Consider the following 19873-nt stretch of genomic DNA (forward strand, 5'->3'; position numbering starts at 1 on the left):
TGATAAGTCCGCTATTGATCGGGTTATCTTCTCAGAGAGTGTACGTGAATTCATAAAGAAAAAATGACTCCGTAGCTGAAAAAAAACTTGAATGACCAGTAAGTGAACTACATTGGTACAAACAATTTCCAATAACTTCAAGGAGCAGTTTGTGTCGAATGCAGTACGTGATGACTTATTGTTCAGTCAAGCCTGTGGGTTCTCTCCGCTTCAGGCGCAACAACAACCGGTGACAGGGATGGCTGGCGATAGAAGAGTAACAATCGCTCCAGGAGGCTTGCCGCCTGATCAGAAGCAACGGCAAATGGCGAGCGTTAGCGGACATTCCGCTCTTCATACAAAAACCATTACTTCTGCTGTCGGTAGATCGTGTATTGATCCAATGCAGTCTACACCATCAGTTCCTGAGCTGGAGGAGTGGTACACCATTGGTGGTGCCCCCACGGCTGCATATTTCTTATACAGTGACCCTTCGTTTGTTGCTGATGGACCTGGCCAGAGTTGCTCAATTGGGATATGTACTCTGGCAACATTCACGCCATCCTGTGGATGGCCTGAAAACCAGGAATTTCAATCCAACCGTATATTGGCCAGAAATGGTTCAGGAAAAGAGATAAGGGTAAGTGCTGTAGATACTCTAAAAGTAAACCAAGCTGATGTAGAGGCCAAGGTAAGTGGCGTTCCGGTAAAGCAAAGGACGCTGTTGCTGGCAAAGGATCATGTCAGAGAGGTCGAAGCATCAACCGGCAGTGATGCAACAGAGGACATGGAGGCAGAGAGCTGGCAAAACCAGTGTAAAAAGGAACTGGCAAGCGTGTTGGAGAATGCCCGATTAGAAAAGATCAGCCATATAATTTTCACCAGGCAGCTGACGGATTTACACGATAATCAACGTCAGTCGAGCATCTATAAATCGATTATTCGGGAGATACTTTCTGATCAGCGGATAAAAATGCAAGAGGTTGATGGGATCGGGGATTCGAGTAGTGGTTTTGCCAAGATCATCTGGGTCGAACCGGTAATCCATATGGATGCCCGGGAGAAGCCGGTGTTTACAGATTTTGTCACCCATTATCTTCACCCACATTATGATTATTTTCTCCATGAAGACACGAATGAAAAACGAAAAGCAAAGAATAAAAAAGATAAAGAATTCTGTGGATTTTTTCGGGTAAATGAGCAATGGGGCGAGCTCTCAAATTTCTGGTGTTCGACAACAGCACGTTTAACTATTGATGGGCTTGAGTGGCGGTCAGTTGAACATTATTTTCAGGCGTGCAAATTTCATTATCAATCCTCAGGGTGGGAAAAAATCCGGGCAGCAAAAAAACCAGAGTCAGCCAAGCAAGTGGCTCGTGCTGCAGTGCAAAACAGCTCTGCTGACCTTCGATTTGGCAGTGAGGAATGGGATTCAATAAAGGATAAGGTTATGCTCAAAGCTCTGCGGGCAAAGGTTGAGAGCTGCCCTGAGTTTTGTGAAACCCTGGAACGCTCGCAGACTTGTTTCCTCTATGAGAAGAGTCCCTACGACGAATACTGGGGGTTGGGCAGGCGCAGAACCGGAGAGAATCGGCTGGGCAGGCTGTTAATGCAAGTCAGGAGTGAATATTATGCCGGACTACTGCATGGTTCGATAGAGCGAGTGGTGGCTACGGGCGCTATTCCCGGCCAGCTTCCCGGAAATAGAAAAAGGTTCGCAAGCGAACCTTTTTACTAGCAGCATCATCAAGATGCCCTGTGAATTAGCAAATACGATTTGCCTGATAATAAACCTCGTTGATATCAATACCAGCATCAAACTCAGTTTGACCGCTGCGGCCGGACGTTCTCAGCTCTTCGCGGGAGGCAGCAGTTTCTTTAGGCAGCAGGTGATCTACAGCTGCCTTTTCTTCTAACAGCTCCTGTTCGGTTTTCTTCATCATTTGCTGACCGTAGTCGTTAATGTGAAGGTTTTGAACAATCTGGTAGCTACCAAATTCACAAACGACAGGGAAAGAGTAGTAGATGCCCTTGGCAACACCGTAGCTACCATCGGAAATAATACCCATGGACACGATGCGGCCATCACTGCCCAGGGCCCAGTCACGCATATGGTCAAGGGCGGCCTGTGCGGCGGAGGCGGCGCTGGAGAGGCCACGCCACTCGATGATTTCAGCGCCACGCTTCTGGATACGGGGTGTGTATTCTTCCTTGTACCATTGTTCATCGATCATATCGATGGCGGCTTCATCACCCAGTACCTGGGCGTGGTGCAGATCAGGGTACATGGTTGGTGAGTGGTTGCCCCACACGCAGACACCTTCGATATCGGCAGGGTTTACACCCAGCTTGTTGCCCAGAATACCCTGTGCACGGTTGTGGTCCAGACGGGTCATGGCACAGAACTGGGATGGCGCCAGGTCTGGCGCATTGCGGGACAGAATCAGGCAGTTGGTGTTTGCCGGGTTACCCACCACCAGAGCTTTAACATCACGGTTAGCCACGTCGTTCAGAGCCTTGCCCTGTTCGGCAAAGATAACCGCATTGGCTTCCAGCAGGTCGGCGCGCTCCATGCCTTTGGAACGGGGCCGGGCACCGACCAGCATGGCGTAATGAATGCCACGGAAACCATCAAACGGATTGTCGTGCAGGCTGATACTGTGAACCAGTGGGAAGGCGCAGTCTTCCAGCTCCATGGCAACGCCACGAAGTTTGTCCATAGCCTGTGGGATTTCAACCAGTTGCAGGATCACAGGCTGATCAGGCCCCAGCATTTCACCGGCCGCGATTTTGAACAGCAGAGAGTAGCTGATGTTGCCAGCTGCACCTGTGACCGCAATTCGTACGGGTTGTTTCATGGGGAACTGCTCCTTAGAGTTGTCAGATTGGTTCTTGGATTAGCAATACGTCCAAATCGCCATGAGCCATTTTTTGTGGAAGCTTTTTGTACGCTCTTGTACTAAAAATTGTACTGAACAGTCGTAAAAGAGACATCCGGCCCACGGCATCCTGAATGGTAGGCCAGTGGATAATACAGGGTTCAGACGTACTGTTTATTTGATAAAGATCAGCCGTGCACAGATTACTGACATCATTTCGGCAAGTCCATATGTAAGACGTTGGTTATTTTTGTTTTTTAATGCGAGACCAGAGGCTGAAGCTTACTTGCCCGGCAGTCTTGCTTTTCTCCAGCTGCCAGTTTTTGGGGATGGGTAAAGGGTTAAGTTCTTTTTCTACCTCAATATAAATGCGGCTGTGCTCATTCAGGTAGCCATTGCTTTCAAGCAGATGGCATGCAGGTTCCAGCAGATTCATCCGAAAAGGTGGGTCCAGGAAAATCAGGTCAAAACCGGTTTCAGCCGGTTGGTTTAACCAGCTGAGACTATCAGTCTCAACCACCTTGGCACCCTCAGCGTTTAACAGTGCGAGGTTATTCTTCAAGGTGCTTGCCGCAACCGGGCTTTTCTCCAGCAGCGTTGCTGATGAGGCGCCCCGGGAAAGTGCTTCTATCGACAGCGCACCGGTGCCACTGAATACATCCAGAACCCTGGCTCCTGGCGTAAACACGGTCAGCCAGTTAAACACTGTTTCTCGTATCCGGTCAGATGTGGGGCGCAAGCCTGGCACATTGGCCACGGGTAATTTACGGCTTCGCCACTCGCCCGCAATAATCCGCAGCTGACCACCAGGGGTAGGTGTTGAACCATTATGTGGGTGAGGTTTTGAGTGTCTGGCTTTGCCGGGCATCAATCGGCTCCGTTGGTGGAATGAAAAGGTCGGAAATCATACTGACAATTGGTCAATAAATCATGGGGAATTCGGTTGGTTTGTGGGACAAACGCCTGTATGCGTGCCTTGGAGATTATTATTTGAAACTTTTGTACTAATTTTTTGTCTCAATGAGTCTGAACAAAAAAATAATCAACTATTGCAGGTGTATATAATGGACGTTGGATGCGTTAATTCCTCATATCAAAATTTAGTGAATGGCCAAAGACCGGATATTGACTCCGGAAACCAGCGGGAAGCCTCAACAGGTACCCACCTGAACTACGATGTTGGCTGTGTTGAAGGCAGGGTGACGGACGGGTTGAAAAGCGCAGCCGTGCGAATGTTTCTATCAGATATTCGTATGCCGATGAAGTTCAGAAGTATTGCTGGGTTATCGATGAAAGATTTGTAACTATTCAGCACTGAGCAAAGGCATATTACAGTAATTCCGAACAGCTCTATGAAGTGATTGATATATGTCCATTCCCTGTTTTCTGGCAGACGACAAATAGCTGCGAATCCGTGCAAACATAGAACCACCGTCTGCACTCCTGAAGCAGCCTGAGATTTTCTGCTTTAACTTGGCCATTCGAACATCCCGCTCACTGCCATTGTTATCGAAGGGAATGGTAAAATCTGACATGAAGCGCAGTGTCTCAGCCTTGAACTCAGTGAGTCGTTTGAAGAGATTGTAAGCTTTAGTATTCTTGACTTTCTTGCGCTTAAGCTCCTCTCGTTGCTTCTCCATATAGACGACTTCTTTCATTAGAGCCCGCTGAAGCAACCGGTCATAAATCTTCTCGATTCGTTCACAGACAACACTTGGCATCTGTAGCATACCTATGGTCTTAAAGCCCTTGCAGTAATGCCAGGAAAGCCTCAGTAGCTTCATCAATCGCAACGCCAGTTGATTGCTGTCCCTATCAACAACACCCAAAAGCTCCCTCAGGTGATGGGCATTGCAAAGTACGTGAGTTGCCGCATATGCAAAATAGGATTTCCAATGATCATGAACCAGAACGCCTGCAAATGTTAGCAGTATGCCCATCGTGTCCATGGCCTCACGACCTCGCTTTTCAGACAAGTAGTAGAGCGTCCATTGTTCATCCCGCATAACGTGTAGCCAGTGCAAAGAGCCCTCGGCCCGCATACCCGTTTCATCGGCTCCGGCAACAGACGATTCCCGCAAGGCGTCACGAATAACCTCTTCAGTAGAAGCCAGATTTTCATAGGTTCTGGCCACAAAATTGGCGACAGTGCCTGCACTTACACTCATTTTATAGAGAGTATTAAAATACTCTGACACGCGCTTAAAAGGCAGGAAATGGTATTGGTTAAGATAGACGGCCATAGCCTGTGTGGCTGAGCCATATTGTGCGGCAGCGGTAACACCTTCCGGGAATTCAGCCTGATTCCGACAACCACAAGTGCAGATTTTTACTTCAGCTCTATGGGCCGTTACTTCAAATTCACCCGGTCTCCCTGGTTCAAACACCTGTCGTTCAATATATTTGACCGGCTCACTATCAAGAAGAGACGCCTGACATTTATTGCATTCTTTAACCGGAAGGTACTCAATATAGTCAGGGATATCGACCTGTTTAAGACAAGTGCCCTGATGCCCTTTCTTTCCACCGGCTTTATTACCAGAAGACTGTCTCAGACTTTTAGGATTGGGTTTTTCATCCGATGGATCGGTACCTTTATCTGCGGAAAGGTCGTCAGAATGATCTGGAGAATTACTGTTTTTACAAGGTTTTTGATAACCATCAGACGATGGCGGCTTGCTGCTGTTTTGACTGTTCTTGCCAACCTTTTCTTCCAATTCTCGACATCGCTCTTCCAGACAGGCAACTCTCATCCGCAGCTCTGCATTCTCTTTCAAGAGAATCTCAGCCGACATAGTTGCGGGTAGTTCTGGAATCATGCTGGCGAATATTGTGGAAAAATGGTGCTTAAGAGGATGGTATAAAAATCAGAAAATTCCAGATTTATGTGGGGGTGCTGAACAGTTACATTCGGGTTTATGAGATCATGGCTATTTACCCGAAGAAAGTTCGTTTCGTGACAGTCTGAATTAAGATAGGATAAGCGATTATCCATAGCTTGCATGATTGATTGTCATTGCTTTTTTATTGGCTTTTACGGAAACCGCTCCGGACAGGCTTTATATATACGACAATCTGATATTCATCAGGCGCTCCCACCAAGGTTATTGAAGTAGTCTATGTTCGGTTCGCGCAAAGACGATGAGAAAAAAGCCAAACGCCGTTTTTGGCCCTGGGGTCGACACACCCGGAATGAAGTTTCTGAAGAGCAGGTGGTGTCAAAAACGGAGCCTGAAGCAGCAGAAGACGTTGTATCTTCTGTAGAAACCCCCGGTGTTACTCCAGAGTCGGCTGCTGAATCTTCAGCTGGTGTTGTTGACGATTTACCTGAGGTCGTTCAGTGCCCTGAAGATAAGCCTGTCTATCAAGCGTCTCTGGATGAACTCGTCCACAATGCATCTGAAGCATCTGAAAAAGAAGCTCCGTTGGTTGCTGCAGCTGAAATTCCCCGGGCTGCTGAGCCAGATAAAGTGCCTGTTGAGCCAGAGAGCAAGCCTGAAGCCAAAGGTGGCTTCTTTGCCCGGATGCGTCAAGGGTTGAGCAAAACCCGTAACGTTCTGGTCGAAGGCATTGCAGAACTGTTCATTGGTAAAAAGGAGATTGATGATGATCTTCTGGATGAACTGGAAACTCAGTTGCTGGTTGCCGATGTGGGGGTTGAAGCCACCACTGACATTATTGAAAAACTGACCCGGAAAGTTAAGTACCAAGAGCTGGATGATGCGGATGCCCTGATGGTTGCGCTGCAATCCGAGCTTGCTGATATTCTTGAGCCTGCTGATCAACCACTGGTCATCCCGAAGCAGGACACACCTTTTGTGATCCTGGTGGTGGGCGTTAACGGTGTGGGTAAAACCACCACTATAGGCAAACTGGCCCATAAATTTCAGTCTGAAGGGCGTAAGGTTATGCTTGCCGCCGGCGATACCTTCCGTGCTGCGGCGGTTGAGCAGCTGCAGGTTTGGGGTGAACGGAATGAAATTCCGGTGGTTGCCCAGCATACCGGCGCTGACAGCGCTTCTGTTATTTTTGATGCCTTCGAAGCAGCAAGAGCACGCAATATTGACGTCCTGATTGCCGATACCGCCGGTCGTCTCCACAACAAGGATCACTTGATGGAGGAGTTGACAAAGGTGAAGCGGGTTCTGGGTAAATTGGACTTGAATGCTCCTCATGAAGTATTGCTGGTGCTGGATGCCGGAACCGGACAGAATGCCCTGAGTCAGGCCCGCCTGTTCCATGAAGCGGTGCAGCTAACCGGAATGGCCCTGACCAAACTGGATGGTACCGCCAAGGGGGGGGGTGATCTTTGCGCTGTCCAAACAGATGAAACTACCTATTCGCTTCCTGGGCGTGGGTGAACAGATTGATGACCTGAGACCGTTCTCGGCTAAGGAATTTGTTAAAGCACTGTTCTCCCAAGAAGGTTGATATAGCAGGTAATGAGCGGCAAATGGCATTCATTAGACGGTTTGATCCGCTCATACTGTGGACATGAGTAACATCCACGAAAGAATAGAGTAAGGACAGCTGGATGATTCGCTTTGATGGTGTCAGCAAACGTTACCCCCGGAGGTCATGTTGGCCTTGAGCAGATCAGTTTTCACCTGGAAAGGGGTGAAATAGCGTTTCTGACAGGCCACTCTGGTGCAGGAAAAAGCACTCTGATGAAGCTGGTCATGCTTCTTGAGAGGGTCAGTGCAGGTCAGATCTGGGTGGGAGGTCATAACCTGCGGGCTCTTAAGAATAGTCGAATTCCTTATCTCCGACGCAATATCGGTGTGGTTTTTCAGGACCACCAGTTGCTATTCGATCGTACCGTTTTTGATAATGTCGCTTTACCACTCCTGATTGCAGGCTATTCTCCCGGTGACTGTGCTGGTCGGGTTCGGGCTGCGCTGGATATGGTCGGGTTATTAAGCAAGGAAAAATTGTTTCCGGTTGCCTTGTCCGGTGGAGAGCAACAGCGTGTTGGTCTGGCGCGGGCGGTAGTGAATCGTCCGGCTTTGCTGCTGGCGGACGAACCGACCGGTAACCTTGATCCGCAGTTGTCCACCGAAATCATGAAGCTGTTTGAGAGCTTCAATCAGGTGGGGGTTACCGTGTTGATTGCCAGCCATGACCTGGCGCTGGTGGCTCGAATGCGACACCGTATCCTGACTCTGGATCATGGCAGGCTGGTTGCAGACCAGGAGGTTCAGTGAGTCTGTTCAATAAGAACAACAGGCATCAGCAAGATGGCCGCCGCCAGCGAGCAGTGGATGGAAAGGCTGGTGTGGGAAAAGCTGCTGGAAAGTATGCAGGAAGTTTTGTCCATAAAGAGATTCACAAAAGGGGGGCTAACCGTCAGGAGGCCGCTACCCTGACGCTGCATTCGCTGTTTAGTCTGCATCGGCAGGTGGGTAAGGATGCGCTGAATCGTCTGCTTAAGAACCCTGTGGCAAGTCTGTTAAATAGTTTGCTGATCGCTGTTGTTCCCTGCCGGTGTTACTTGTCGTGCTGGTGAGTAATGTGCAGATACTTGGGGCGACCTGGGATGGACATCCTAAAATCTCAATTTACCTCAATCACGGGGTTAGTCAGAAAACTATTGATCAACGCCTTGCTGATTACCGTGAGAACCCTCTCATTAAAGAGGTCGTCTACATATCGCCTGAACAGGGGGTGAATGACTTTCAGCAACAGGCCGGGTTGCAGGATGTGATTGCCCAACTTGGATTTAACCCATTACCTGGTGTGATTGAGCTGCGACCTGTCAATGAGGCTTCCTTTGAACAGTTGGATGAGGCGTTAGTCTATTTTCAACGAATGGACGGAGTCGACCAGGTTCGTCTGGATCGGCAATGGGTGCAGAGGCTTCAGACCATATTAACGATGCTTGAACGCTTCGCTTTCATGCTGGGTGGTATTCTTGGGCTTACCGTGGTTTTGGTGATCAGCAATACCGTGCGTCTGAGTATTGAAAGCCGACGTGATGAAATCAAGATTATCAGTATGGTGGGTGGGACACGGGGCTTTATCGCCATGCCCTTCATTTATATGGGGATTTGGTATGGCGTGATGGGTGCTGTTCTGGCTCAGGTTATAGTTTTTTCATTATTGTCTGTCTTGAGTCATGAAATGATGAAAATTGCCGGACTGTATAGTAGTGAAATGGTATTATCCTACCCCGGTTTTAGTATTTTAGGCTCATTGCTGCTTTTCGGAATAGCATTTGGTGTGCTGGGGGCAATAAGCAGTTGTTATCGACATTTTCAGGTTCTGGTACCGGATTAGTCGGTGTAAAGTAAGAAAATGTCCTGTAAAGTCGATAGCGATTACAGAGCTAACTGTTGTTATTATTAGTATTAGTTTGAACTTCAGCTACTTTAATAGAGTCCAATCAATTAAGAGGGTATCTTGACGGAGTCAGTATGGGCACCAGTCTTCAACCAGTCGATATGTTAGTTCCTGGCCGCAATATTGATGCGTACGTTGTGTCAGTTAGTAGTATTGCTGTGTTGTCTGCTGAACAGGAAAAAAATCTTGCTGAACGCCTCTTCTTTCATAATGATCTCGAAGCGGCTCGCCAGCTGGTCATGTCTCACCTTCGCTTTGTTGTTCACATTGCCAAAAGTTATTCCGGCTATGGTCTGCCGCTGGCGGACTTGATTCAGGAAGGCAATGTTGGCCTTATGAAAGCGGTGAAGCGTTTTAACCCTGAGGTTGGGGTAAGGCTTGTCTCTTTCGCTGTGCATTGGGTCAAAGCAGAGATACACGAATTTATTCTGCGCAACTGGCGCATTGTTAAAGTTGCGACCACCAAAGCACAACGCAAACTCTTCTTCAACCTGCGCAGCGCTAAAAAACGTCTGTCCTGGTTAACCAATGATGAAGCGGATGCCGTAGCCAAAGATCTGGGTGTTGAGGCTAAAGTGGTTCGTGAAATGGAAGGCCGAATGGCTGGCCAGGATACCGCTTTCGATGGCTATGCGGATGATGATAGCGATACTGCTTATCAGGCACCTGCCTACTATCTGGAAGACCATAACTCAGATCCATCTGCTTTGCTTGAAGATGCCGACTGGTCCGACAGTTCAATTTCCCAGCTGAGAAGTGCTCTGGCACAGCTGGACGAACGCAGCCGGGATATCTTGCAAAAACGCTGGCTGACAGAAGAAAAAGCAACACTGCATGAGCTGGCCGATACCTATGGAGTCTCAGCTGAACGCATACGTCAGCTGGAAAAGAATGCGATGAAAAAGCTGAAAGGTTCTATGGAAGCCTGAAGTAGATAAAACGTTCTGAATAAAGCCGCTGAATAGCGGCTTTTTTTGTGGCTCTTTTCGAATTCCGAACTGCTGAACTATCCTTGGTGGATATAATTAGCCATCGCCAGCATTGACCATGAATATAGGCCGAATCTCAGATATCATCAGTAATGACACCTGCTTTGAGATGATCCGTGAGAACCGCTGGCCAGATGGCACTGTTCTCTGTCCGCACTGTGATTCTGAGAATGTCAAAAAGAATGGACACGACAATGTGCAGGTAGAGTGCCAGCACTATTACTGTAAGTCCTGTAAGCGCTACTTCGATGACCTGACAAATACGGTTTTCGCAGGACACCACCGACCACTCAAAGTCTGGATTGCCTGTCTCTATTTAATGGGGCTGAACGTCTCCAACAGCCAGATAGCTCAGGAACTTGATCTGTGTGTCAGTGATGCACACCATATGACCACAGTCTTACGAAATGGTGTTGTTGACCGAAAGCCTGAAGTGATTCTTGATGGCGAAGTTGAATTCGACGAGGTCTACATTGTAGCTGGTCACAAGGGACACCCTGAAGCATTAAAAAAATCTGGATCGTCCACCGAGAAAAAGAAGGCTTAAAGGCGCTCCGGGCCGTGGGACTCTTGAAAAAGACAAACCGCCGGTATTGGGAATGATTCAAAGGGGAGGTCAGGTCATTATCAACATGCTGTCGAACGTTAAGAAGGCGACAATCGAACCATTTATCAAGAAACACGTAGCCCCACAGAGCCAGATTTATACCGATGAATACAACATCTATGATGACCTTGAAAGCTGGGGCTTCAGACATAAAACGGTCTGTCACGGCAAAGGTGAGTATGCTCGTGATGATGACAAAGACGGTATTTACGAGGTGCATGTTAATACTATGGAGGGGTTTTGGTCACTTCTACGCTCGTGGCTAAGGCCTCACAGGGGAATATCCCAAGAGGCTTTACCCCTTTACCTTGGCTTTTTTGAGTTTTTGCATAATATTGGCCGAAGAGGCAAAAGTCTTCTTCAGCCCTTAGTCAACTTGCTGGTTACATAGCAGTCTGGAATTGGAAAAGAGCCTTTTTTGTTTGCCCAGCGAAGCGGGCAAACCCGTCAGGCTGAAAGAAGCCTGAACCACCCCGACTGAGGGGAAGGTAATCCAAATGGCAAGGGCGTTGCTGGCCAACGGCAGGGTCTGGGCGACCCCGTCTGAAGGAAGCCATAGGAAGTCAGAGGTACACAGCGTAAGCGAACCTGATTCGGCAGGTCGGGAGCGGCAAGCGTGCGAAATAGCGCGACGCCCAATACTCAGTCAGTCCCGACAAGTGTTAGAGGGTGGAATTTCTGGCAGGGATCCGTTTAGTAACTGGGGAAGCCTGGCATCAATCCCTGAATCATCGGGGCTGTTATCGCAAGAGGAAACTCAAGGGTGGCAGTGGTGTGAGGTGGCAGATGAGCCCGTAGTAGTGTTGAAACTCCGGCCTGTGAAAGCGGGCAACCGTCTGGAGGGCAAAACCGGAGTGATCACAGTCTGGTATCTGTGGGACATTTGTCGTCAAAAGCGGCAGATGTTGCGAAGGGGTGAAGCATTCTTTAAGAGCGTCCAGAGCGTAGGAATGACTTTGTGGATGCACAAGCTGCTTGGTATCTTCAGCCGGTGGGGTCGGGAACGACCATGCTGACTGACAGAACTGTATAAAGGAGTACCAGACAGGTAGCCGGTAGATTGCCTTGAGCTAGAACGCTGGTGAAAGTCTGGGAATAACCTGACCACAGAGAAAGGAATACGTCATCTGTACGACGCGGGACGGTGAGTTGTGAGAGTTTACTACAGCCTGTATGGTCGCCTGCTCTCAATGGAGGCACTGTACAACGGGTTTAAAAAGGTGAAGAGAGCGAATGGCGCGGCTGGTATTGACTGGCAGAGCCTGAGCGACTTTGCCCTGAATCTGGATGGTAATCTCAGGCAGCTGTTACTTGAACTGAGGGAAAAACGTTATCAACCACTGCCGGTGAAACGGGTGGAGATTGAGAAGGAAGACGGCGGAATGCGTCTTCTGGGGATTCCCGCAGTGAGAGACCGGATAGTCCAGCAGGCTCTACTGGATATCCTGACCCCGATCTTTGATCCGGACTTTCATCCATCCAGCTATGGATACCGGCCAAAGAGAAGTGGCCAGCAAGCCGTTACCAAGGCGACGATGTTCATACGGGAGTATGGCAGGCACTGGGTAGTGGATATGGATCTGTCGAAGTGTTTTGACCGGCTCGACCATGAGATCATCATCAAAGCCTTCCGACAGAAAGTGGCCGACGGGAGCATTCTGAACCTGATCAGGATGTTCCTGAAAAGCGGTGTGATGATTGGTGACCAACTGGATGCCACAGAAGTAGGCAGCCCACAGGGTGGGGTTATCAGTCCTCTGATCAGTAATGTGTATCTTGATGCCTTTGATCAGGAGATGAAGCGTCGCAATCATCGGATTGTGCGCTATGCGGATGACATACTGATCCTGTGTGGCTCAAAGTCAGCGGCAGACAATGCGCTGAAAGTGGCGGTCAAAGTACTGGAAGAAGACCTGAAGCTGACAGTGAACCGGAATAAAACGCACATAGCCCACAGTGGTGATGGCGTGAAATTTCTGGGAGTGGAAATCTACAGCGGCTATACCCGCATACAGGAAAAGAAGCTCAAGAAACTGAAGGCAAGGGTAAAGCAGATAACGAAGCGCAACAAGGGCAGTAATCTGGTGACGATCATCAAGGAACTGAACCCGGTGCTGAGAGGGTTTGCCAACTACTTCAAGATAGCCAATTGTCGCAGTGTATTGAAGGGAGTCATGAGTTGGGTCAGGCGCAGACTTCGATGTATACAGCTGAAACAGTGGAAGAAACCGGCCAAGCTGCATAGGCGGCTAAAACAGCTGGGATATAAGCCACCGTTCAAATACATCAAGATGCGTTCATGGAGAAATGCGGCGAGTCCGTTGGTGCACCTTGCCATGAAGAACAGCTGGTTCGATGAGCTGAAACTGTTCAATCTGGAAAGGGTTGAAACGGGCGTTTTCGTCCCTGATATAGGGATATAAGAGTGCAGGAGCCGTGTACGAGGCCCGTACGCACGGTTCTGTAGGAAGGACGGGGCTAATCGCCCCGCCTTACCTGATTATGAATTCAAAATTGCTGTGTATTGATTTTTATCCTGAGCTGCGTACAATGCGCTGCTCTTCCACGGGAACTCCGGAAACGGTTGCCCACGGATCAGCGGAATGAATCATCATCGCTGACTGGGAAGTGCGGTTTGAAAACAGGTTATTTGGATTGAATGAAAAACAACCGGTTGACAAATCAAACCGGCGCGGTAGTATGCGCCTCCGCTGACAGGGCTTGAGTGGCAACGTCAGTGAGTTGGAAAGCTACTTTCTTCCTCGGAAAAACGAGAGCTTGACAACGAAAGCTGCTTCGGTATGATAGCGGCCTCGCTGATCGGCAACATCGCCGGTTAGAGATTAAGTCTCAACGACTTAATCAGGTTCTTTAACAAGATATCAGACAATTCGTGTGGGCGCTTGTGCGATGGCATCGGTAACAAAGCTTCGGCTTTGAACACTTTAAGATGCTTAATTGATCAAGCGAACATACCTGTAAATTCATGTACGTTTAATTGTGACATTGAGCCGTTGTTTTGTTCTTCGGAATAAAATGACAAAACGATTTAAACTGAAGAGTTTGATCATGGCTCAGATTGAACGCTGGCGGCAGGCCTAACACATGCAAGTCGAGCGGTAGCGGGAAGAGCTTGCTCTTTGCCGACGAGCGGCGGACGGGTGCGTAACACGTAGGAATCTGCCTGGTAGTGGGGGATAGCCCGGAGAAATCCGGATTAATACCGCATACGCACTAGCTCTTCAAGAGCGGTGGAAAGGAGGGGATCTTCGGACCTTTCGCTATCAGATGAGCCTGCGTCGGATTAGCTGGTTGGTGGGGTAAAGGCCTACCAAGGCGACGATCCGTAGCTGGTCTGAGAGGATGATCAGCCACACTGGGACTGAGACACGGCCCAGACTCCTACGGGAGGCAGCAGTGGGGAATATTGCACAATGGGCGAAAGCCTGATGCAGCCATGCCGCGTGTGTGAAGAAGGCCCTAGGGTTGTAAAGCACTTTCAGTGGGGAGGAAAGGTTTGCGGTTAATACCCGCGAGCTGTGACGTTACTCACAGAAGAAGCACCGGCTAACTCCGTGCCAGCAGCCGCGGTAATACGGAGGGTGCGAGCGTTAATCGGAATTACTGGGCGTAAAGCGTGCGTAGGCGGCTACCTAAGTTGGATGTGAAAGCCCCGGGCTCAACCTGGGAACTGCATCCAAAACTGGGTGGCTAGAGTACGGGAGAGGAGTGTGGAATTTCCTGTGTAGCGGTGAAATGCGTAGATATAGGAAGGAACACCAGTGGCGAAGGCGACACTCTGGCCTGATACTGACGCTGAGGTACGAAAGCGTGGGGAGCAAACAGGATTAGATACCCTGGTAGTCCACGCCGTAAACGATGTCTACTAGTTGTCGGTTGTCTTGTACGACTGGTAACGCAGCTAACGCGATAAGTAGACCGCCTGGGGAGTACGGCCGCAAGGTTAAAACTCAAATGAATTGACGGGGGCCCGCACAAGCGGTGGAGCATGTGGTTTAATTCGAAGCAACGCGAAGAACCTTACCTGGCCTTGACATCCTGCGAACTTTCTAGAGATAGATTGGTGCCTTCGGGAACGCAGAGACAGGTGCTGCATGGCTGTCGTCAGCTCGTGTCGTGAGATGTTGGGTTAAGTCCCGCAACGAGCGCAACCCTTGTCCTCAGTTACCAGCACGTGATGGTGGGCACTCTGGGGAGACTGCCGGTGACAAACCGGAGGAAGGTGGGGACGACGTCAAGTCATCATGGCCCTTAAGGCCAGGGCTACACACGTGCTACAATGGTGCATACAGACGGTTGCCAAGCCGCGAGGTGGAGCTAATCTGAGAAAGTGCATCGTAGTCCGGATTGGAGTCTGCAACTCGACTCCATGAAGTCGGAATCGCTAGTAATCGTGAATCAGAATGTCACGGTGAATACGTTCCCGGGCCTTGTACACACCGCCCGTCACACCATGGGAGTGGGTTGCTCCAGAAGTAGCTAGCTTAACCTTCGGGAGAGCGGTTACCACGGAGTGATTCATGACTGGGGTGAAGTCGTAACAAGGTAGCCCTAGGGGAACCTGGGGCTGGATCACCTCCTTAATTGATACTAACCAACCGCCGTCCATAAGCGTTCACACGAATTGTTTGATAATAAAACTGCATTCGCAGTTTTATAAGTCATTGTTCTTTAAAAATGTGGAATCCAAGTTAAGCTGAATTGATTTAAAAGACGTGCGTCTTTTAAAGAAAATTCTTGCTGAGACACTCTCAAGTTAATTACCGAAAGGTAATAGCTAATGTGTATGGCGTTCAGTTGTCAGTGGTCAGTTAACAGTGACCAGTTGATGACTGAAGATCGTTAAGGTAGTTATTTACCATTGCTTTTACGGGCCGCAGGTAGCGGGTGGCGGGAAGCGGACCTGAAACAGATTGCTTCGGGTTATATGGTCAAGTGACTAAGCGTGCACGGTGGATGCCTTGGCAGTCAGAGGCGATGAAGGACGTGGTAATCTGCGATAAGTCTTGGGGAGCTGATAAACAAGCTGTGATCCAGGAATTTCCGAATGGGGAAACCCAACGGCATAAGCCGTTATTCCTTAGCTGAATACATAGGCTTTGGAAGGCGAACCCGGGGAACTGAAACATCTAAGTACCCGGAGGAAAAGAAATCAATTGAGATTCCCCCAGTAGCGGCGAGCGAACGGGGACCAGCCCTTAAGCAATTTTTGGTTTAGTGGAAGACTCTGGAAAGTGTCGCCATAGTGGGTGATAGCCCCGTACACGAAAGGCCAATCATTGTGAAATCGAGTAGGACGGGACACGTGAAATCCTGTTTGAACATGGGGGGACCATCCTCCAAGGCTAAATACTCCTGACTGACCGATAGTGAACCAGTACCGTGAGGGAAAGGCGAAAAGAACCCCGTTGAGGGGAGTGAAATAGAACCTGAATCCGTGTACGTACAAGCAGTGGGAGTCGGTGGACAGTTGACAGTGGACAGTAGACAGTTAATGTGCAAAAGCACGGTTGACTGCAAGGCTGAAACACCGTCGCTGGATGATAGAACGTCGGAATGGAACAGGGAGCCAGAAACAGGCACTTCCTGAACCGTTCACCGTCTACTGTCAACTGTCCACTGATGACTGCGTACCTTTTGTATAATGGGTCAGCGACTTACTTTCAGTGGCAAGGTTAACCGCATAGGGGAGCCGTAGGGAAACCGAGTCTTAATAGGGCGTGTTCTTCGGAACAACAGTCGCTGGGAGTAGACCCGAAACCGGGCGATCTATCCATGGGCAGGTTGAAGGTTGAGTAACATCAACTGGAGGACCGAACCGACTATCGTTGAAAAGCTAGCGGATGACCTGTGGATAGGAGTGAAAGGCTAATCAAGCCCGGAGATAGCTGGTTCTCCTCGAAAGCTATTTAGGTAGCGCCTCGTGTCTCACCATCGGGGGTAGAGCACTGTTTGGGCTAGGGGGTCATCCCGACTTACCAACCCCATGCAAACTCCGAATACCGATGAGTGCAATCACGGGAGACACACGGCGGGTGCTAACGTCCGTCGTGGAAAGGGAAACAACCCAGACCGTCAGCTAAGGTCCCAAAGTAACAGTTAAGTGGGAAACGATGTGAGAAGGCCCAGACAGCCAGGAGGTTGGCTTAGAAGCAGCCACCCTTTAAAGAAAGCGTAATAGCTCACTGGTCGAGTCGGCTCGCGCGGAAGATTTAACGGGGCTCAAACTGTTCACCGAAGCTACGGGGTTCAGTGGGCAGTTGACAGTGGACAGTACACAGTTTGTTGAGTAAGTCATGCAAGGTTTTGAGCAATTGGAAGTTTTCAAAAAAGCGTATCGGACTTCACTTGAAGTTCATAAGCTAACATTTGACTTTCCAAAGCATGAACAAGTGCGTGGGCTTGCTGATCAAATGCGCAGAGCCAGTAAAGGCATATGCGCAAATGTTGCTGAAGGCTATGGCAAAATGAGTATTTCAAAAGCTGAATTTCGAAGGTTCTTATTAATGGCCATCGGATCAGCCGACGAAATGCGAGTATGGATCAGATACTCACTGGATCTCGGATACATCGAAAAATCAGTGGGAACACCTGAAAACTGAATACCAGACAATTGCCAAAATGCTAACGAATTTGCACAAAAGTCACCAATGACTCAAGGCAAAACCGTCCACCGTCTACTGTCAACTGTCTACTGAACCGGTAGAGGAGCGTTCTGTAAGCCGTTGAAGGTGCATCGGGAGGTGTGCTGGAGGTATCAGAAGTGCGAATGCTGACATGAGTAACGACAAGGGGAGTGAGAAGCTCCCCCGCCGGAAGACCAAGGGTTCCTGCGCAACGCTAATCGGCGCAGGGTGAGTCGGCCCCTAAGGTGAGGTCGAAAGACGTAATCGATGGGAAACAGGTCAATATTCCTGTACCCCTTCTGACTGCGACGGAGTGACGGAGAAGGCTAGGTCAGCGCAGCGTTGGTTGTCTGCGTTTAAGATAGTAGGCAAGGGATCCAGGCAAATCCGGATCGCTCTCTTAATTGAGAATGCCGAGAATTGATGACGAGGTTCTACGGAACTGAAGTGATTGATGCCATGCTTCCAGGAAAAACTTCTAAGCATCAGGTCAGAAGGGACCGTACCCCAAACCGACACAGGTGGTCAGGTAGAGAATACCAAGGCGCTTGAGAGAACTCGGGTGAAGGAACTAGGCAAATGGCACCGTAACTTCGGGAGAAGGTGCGCCGGCTTTGGTGATCGGACTTGCTCCGTAAGCTGAGGCTGGTCGAAGATACCAGGTGGCTGCGACTGTTTATTAAAAACACAGCACTGTGCCAACACGAAAGTGGACGTATACGGTGTGACGCCTGCCCGGTGCCGGAAGGTTAATTGATGCTGTTATCGCAAGAGAAGCGGTTGATCGAAGCCCCGGTAAACGGCGGCCGTAACTATAACGGTCCTAAGGTAGCGAAATTCCTTGTCGGGTAAGTTCCGACCTGCACGAATGGCGTAACGATGGCCACGCTGTCTCCACCCGAGACTCAGTGAAATTGAAATCGCTGTTAAGATGCAGCGTATCCGCGGCTAGACGGAAAGACCCCGTGAACCTTTACTACAGCTTCACAGTGGATCTTGATGTTGCTTGTGTAGGATAGGTGGGAGGCTTTGAAGCGGTGACGCCAGTCATCGTGGAGCCAACCTTGAAATACCACCCTGGCAATATTGAGGTTCTAACCCGGGTCCCGAAACGGGATCGGGGACATTGTGTGGTGGGTAGTTTGACTGGGGCGGTCTCCTCCCAAAGAGTAACGGAGGAGCACGAAGGTGTGCTAAGTACGGTCGGACATCGTACGGTTAGTGTAAAGGCACAAGCACGCTTGACTGCGAGAGGTACATCTCGAGCAGGTACGAAAGTAGGTCTTAGTGATCCGGTGGTTCTGCATGGAAGGGCCATCGCTCAACGGATAAAAGGTACTCCGGGGATAACAGGCTGATACCGCCCAAGAGTTCACATCGACGGCGGTGTTTGGCACCTCGATGTCGGCTCATCACATCCTGGGGCTGAAGCCGGTCCCAAGGGTATGGCTGTTCGCCATTTAAAGTGGTACGCGAGCTGGGTTTAGAACGTCGTGAGACAGTTCGGTCCCTATCTGCCGTGGACGTTGGAAGTTTGAGAAGAGCTGCTCCTAGTACGAGAGGACCGGAGTGGACGGACCACTGGTGTTCGGGTTGTGTCGCCAGACGCATTGCCCGGTAGCTATGTTCGGACGGGATAACCGCTGAAAGCATCTAAGCGGGAAGCCCCCTTCAAGATGAGACTTCCCTGGGCACTAGATGCCCCTGAAGAGCCGTTAAAGACTATGACGTTGATAGGTTGGGTGTGTAAGTGCTGTGAGGCATTGAGCTAACCAATACTAATGACTCGTGCGGCTTGACCATATAACGCCAAAGCGATCTCCAGTAAACAGTAGACAGTTTACTGTGAACAGTTAAAGCCATACATGTAGAGTGTCGTGCAAGAATATAAAGCTTAAATAGTGGATTCCTGGTTAATAGTGATAACTGATAACAGTCAACTGTTCACTGTTCACTGTTCACTGTTAACCGACAACCAGATAAGCCTGGCGACCATAGAAAGTTAGAACCACCTGATCCCATCCCGAACTCAGCAGTGAAATGACTTATCGCCGATGGTAGTGTGGGGTTTCCCCATGTGAGAGTAGGTCATCGCCAGGCACTTAATTTTAAATGCGGTAAAAACAAAGGCTTCCTTAATGGAGGCCTTTTGTGTATGTGGTCAGATACGGAATCAGTTCGGATTCTGGCCAAATTTTTCTCTGCTCCAGCTTCCATCAGATTCTCATAGGTTTCTGCATTCAGCAGCTGTCCTTCTATTTTCCCGCCAATACGGTTTGCTTTTGTTTGATCCCAATTGCTGATGCCAATTTGTTTTTCAAAGCCGGAAAAAATGCACGATATTGTCAGTGGCTTTTTAATCAACAAACTGGAATTCGGTGTTGATCATGCCCAAACATCCTTCCCGGTTGTTAGCTGTAGAACTTGTTTGCT

At 49.3% G+C, this 19873-nt stretch carries 12 protein-coding genes, 3 rRNA genes and 2 pseudogenes; 13 read left to right on the forward strand and 4 right to left on the reverse strand.

Going from position 1 to position 19873, the window contains the following annotated elements:
• Positions 1-112 precede the first annotated feature (112 nt).
• Positions 113-1717, forward strand: coding sequence for an NADAR family protein (locus MJO57_RS03280; RefSeq protein WP_252022942.1), 1605 nt, complete (start codon positions 113-115; stop codon positions 1715-1717).
• Positions 1718-1742: 25 nt separating this feature from the next.
• Here MJO57_RS03280 and MJO57_RS03285 read toward each other — a convergent pair whose 3' ends face one another.
• Both MJO57_RS03285 and rsmD read right to left on the reverse strand, forming a co-directional pair.
• The gene (locus MJO57_RS03285; protein ID WP_252022943.1) at positions 1743-2837 is read right to left on the reverse strand and encodes a malate dehydrogenase; all 1095 of its coding nucleotides are present in this window, start codon (positions 2835-2837) and stop codon (positions 1743-1745) included.
• Between the two features lie 265 nt (positions 2838-3102).
• Entirely contained in the window at positions 3103-3726 is a 624-nt protein-coding gene (rsmD, locus tag MJO57_RS03290; protein WP_252022944.1) for a 16S rRNA (guanine(966)-N(2))-methyltransferase RsmD, read from the reverse strand.
• On the opposite strand from rsmD, the gene MJO57_RS03295 reads away from it, so the two are divergent.
• Positions 3716-4162, forward strand: a complete 447-nt coding sequence (locus tag MJO57_RS03295) for a hypothetical protein (protein WP_252022945.1) — start codon at positions 3716-3718, stop codon at positions 4160-4162. The genes rsmD and MJO57_RS03295 overlap by 11 nt on opposite strands.
• Here the strand turns inward: MJO57_RS03295 and MJO57_RS03300 are convergent, their stop codons facing one another.
• Positions 4163-5677: an IS66 family transposase gene (locus MJO57_RS03300; protein WP_252017330.1), complete on the reverse strand. Its 1515-nt coding sequence runs from the start codon at positions 5675-5677 to the stop codon at positions 4163-4165. It abuts the gene before it with no gap.
• 300 nt (positions 5678-5977) lie between these two features.
• On the opposite strand from MJO57_RS03300, the pseudogene ftsY reads away from it, so the two are divergent.
• The 11 genes and pseudogenes from ftsY to rrf all read left to right on the forward strand — a co-directional run bounded on the left by ftsY (position 5978) and on the right by rrf (position 19540).
• Positions 5978-7289 (forward strand): annotated as a pseudogene (gene ftsY / locus MJO57_RS03305) (signal recognition particle-docking protein FtsY).
• 103 nt (positions 7290-7392) lie between these two features.
• A pseudogene (ftsE, locus tag MJO57_RS03310) lies at positions 7393-8062 on the forward strand (cell division ATP-binding protein FtsE).
• Positions 8059-8364: a hypothetical protein gene (locus MJO57_RS03315; RefSeq protein ID WP_252022946.1), complete on the forward strand. Its 306-nt coding sequence runs from the start codon at positions 8059-8061 to the stop codon at positions 8362-8364. Before ftsE ends, MJO57_RS03315 begins: the two are co-directional and overlap by 4 nt.
• Complete coding sequence (locus MJO57_RS03320; protein WP_252022947.1) at positions 8355-9134, forward strand: ABC transporter permease; 780 nt, start codon at positions 8355-8357, stop codon at positions 9132-9134. The genes MJO57_RS03315 and MJO57_RS03320 overlap by 10 nt, the downstream gene beginning before the upstream one ends.
• Positions 9135-9271: 137 nt before the next feature.
• Entirely contained in the window at positions 9272-10126 is an 855-nt protein-coding gene (gene rpoH / locus MJO57_RS03325) for an RNA polymerase sigma factor RpoH (protein WP_252022948.1), read from the forward strand.
• 118 nt (positions 10127-10244) lie between these two features.
• Positions 10245-10733: a transposase gene (locus MJO57_RS03330; RefSeq protein WP_252018524.1), complete on the forward strand. Its 489-nt coding sequence runs from the start codon at positions 10245-10247 to the stop codon at positions 10731-10733.
• Positions 10702-11184, forward strand: a complete 483-nt coding sequence (locus MJO57_RS03335; protein ID WP_252026893.1) for an IS1595 family transposase — start codon at positions 10702-10704, stop codon at positions 11182-11184. Before MJO57_RS03330 ends, MJO57_RS03335 begins: the two co-directional genes overlap by 32 nt.
• A gap of 760 nt (positions 11185-11944) precedes the next feature.
• On the forward strand, positions 11945-13216 hold the full coding sequence (ltrA, locus tag MJO57_RS03340; RefSeq protein ID WP_252022949.1) for a group II intron reverse transcriptase/maturase: 1272 nt from the start codon (positions 11945-11947) through the stop codon (positions 13214-13216).
• Positions 13217-13844: 628 nt separating this feature from the next.
• Positions 13845-15397: ribosomal RNA gene (locus MJO57_RS03345) — 16S ribosomal RNA — on the forward strand.
• 346 nt (positions 15398-15743) lie between these two features.
• Positions 15744-19243: ribosomal RNA gene (locus MJO57_RS03350) — 23S ribosomal RNA — on the forward strand.
• 181 nt (positions 19244-19424) lie between these two features.
• Positions 19425-19540 (forward strand): 5S ribosomal RNA (rrf, locus tag MJO57_RS03355).
• The 16S, 23S and 5S rRNA genes sit together here, the layout of an rRNA operon.
• On the opposite strand, the gene MJO57_RS03360 is transcribed toward rrf, so the two are convergent.
• Positions 19529-19804: a hypothetical protein gene (locus tag MJO57_RS03360; protein WP_252022950.1), complete on the reverse strand. Its 276-nt coding sequence runs from the start codon at positions 19802-19804 to the stop codon at positions 19529-19531. The two genes, rrf and MJO57_RS03360, sit on opposite strands and share 12 nt — an antisense overlap.
• Positions 19805-19873 lie beyond the last annotated feature (69 nt).

The sequence above is a fragment of the Endozoicomonas sp. SCSIO W0465 genome, from assembly GCF_023716865.1.
Lineage (GTDB): Bacteria > Pseudomonadota > Gammaproteobacteria > Pseudomonadales > Endozoicomonadaceae > Endozoicomonas.

Bases quoted from the DNA above. Each gene is read 5' to 3' on its own strand.
- MJO57_RS03285 (WP_252022943.1), bottom strand. From the start codon at position 2,837: ATGAAACAACCCGTACGAATTGCGGTCACAGGTGCAGCTGGCAACATC.
- rsmD (WP_252022944.1), bottom strand. From the start codon at position 3,726: ATGCCCGGCAAAGCCAGACACTCAAAACCTCACCCACATAATGGTTCA.
- MJO57_RS03300 (WP_252017330.1), bottom strand. From the start codon at position 5,677: ATGATTCCAGAACTACCCGCAACTATGTCGGCTGAGATTCTCTTGAAA.
- rpoH (WP_252022948.1), top strand. From the start codon at position 9,272: ATGGGCACCAGTCTTCAACCAGTCGATATGTTAGTTCCTGGCCGCAAT.
- MJO57_RS03330 (WP_252018524.1), top strand. From the start codon at position 10,245: ATGAATATAGGCCGAATCTCAGATATCATCAGTAATGACACCTGCTTT.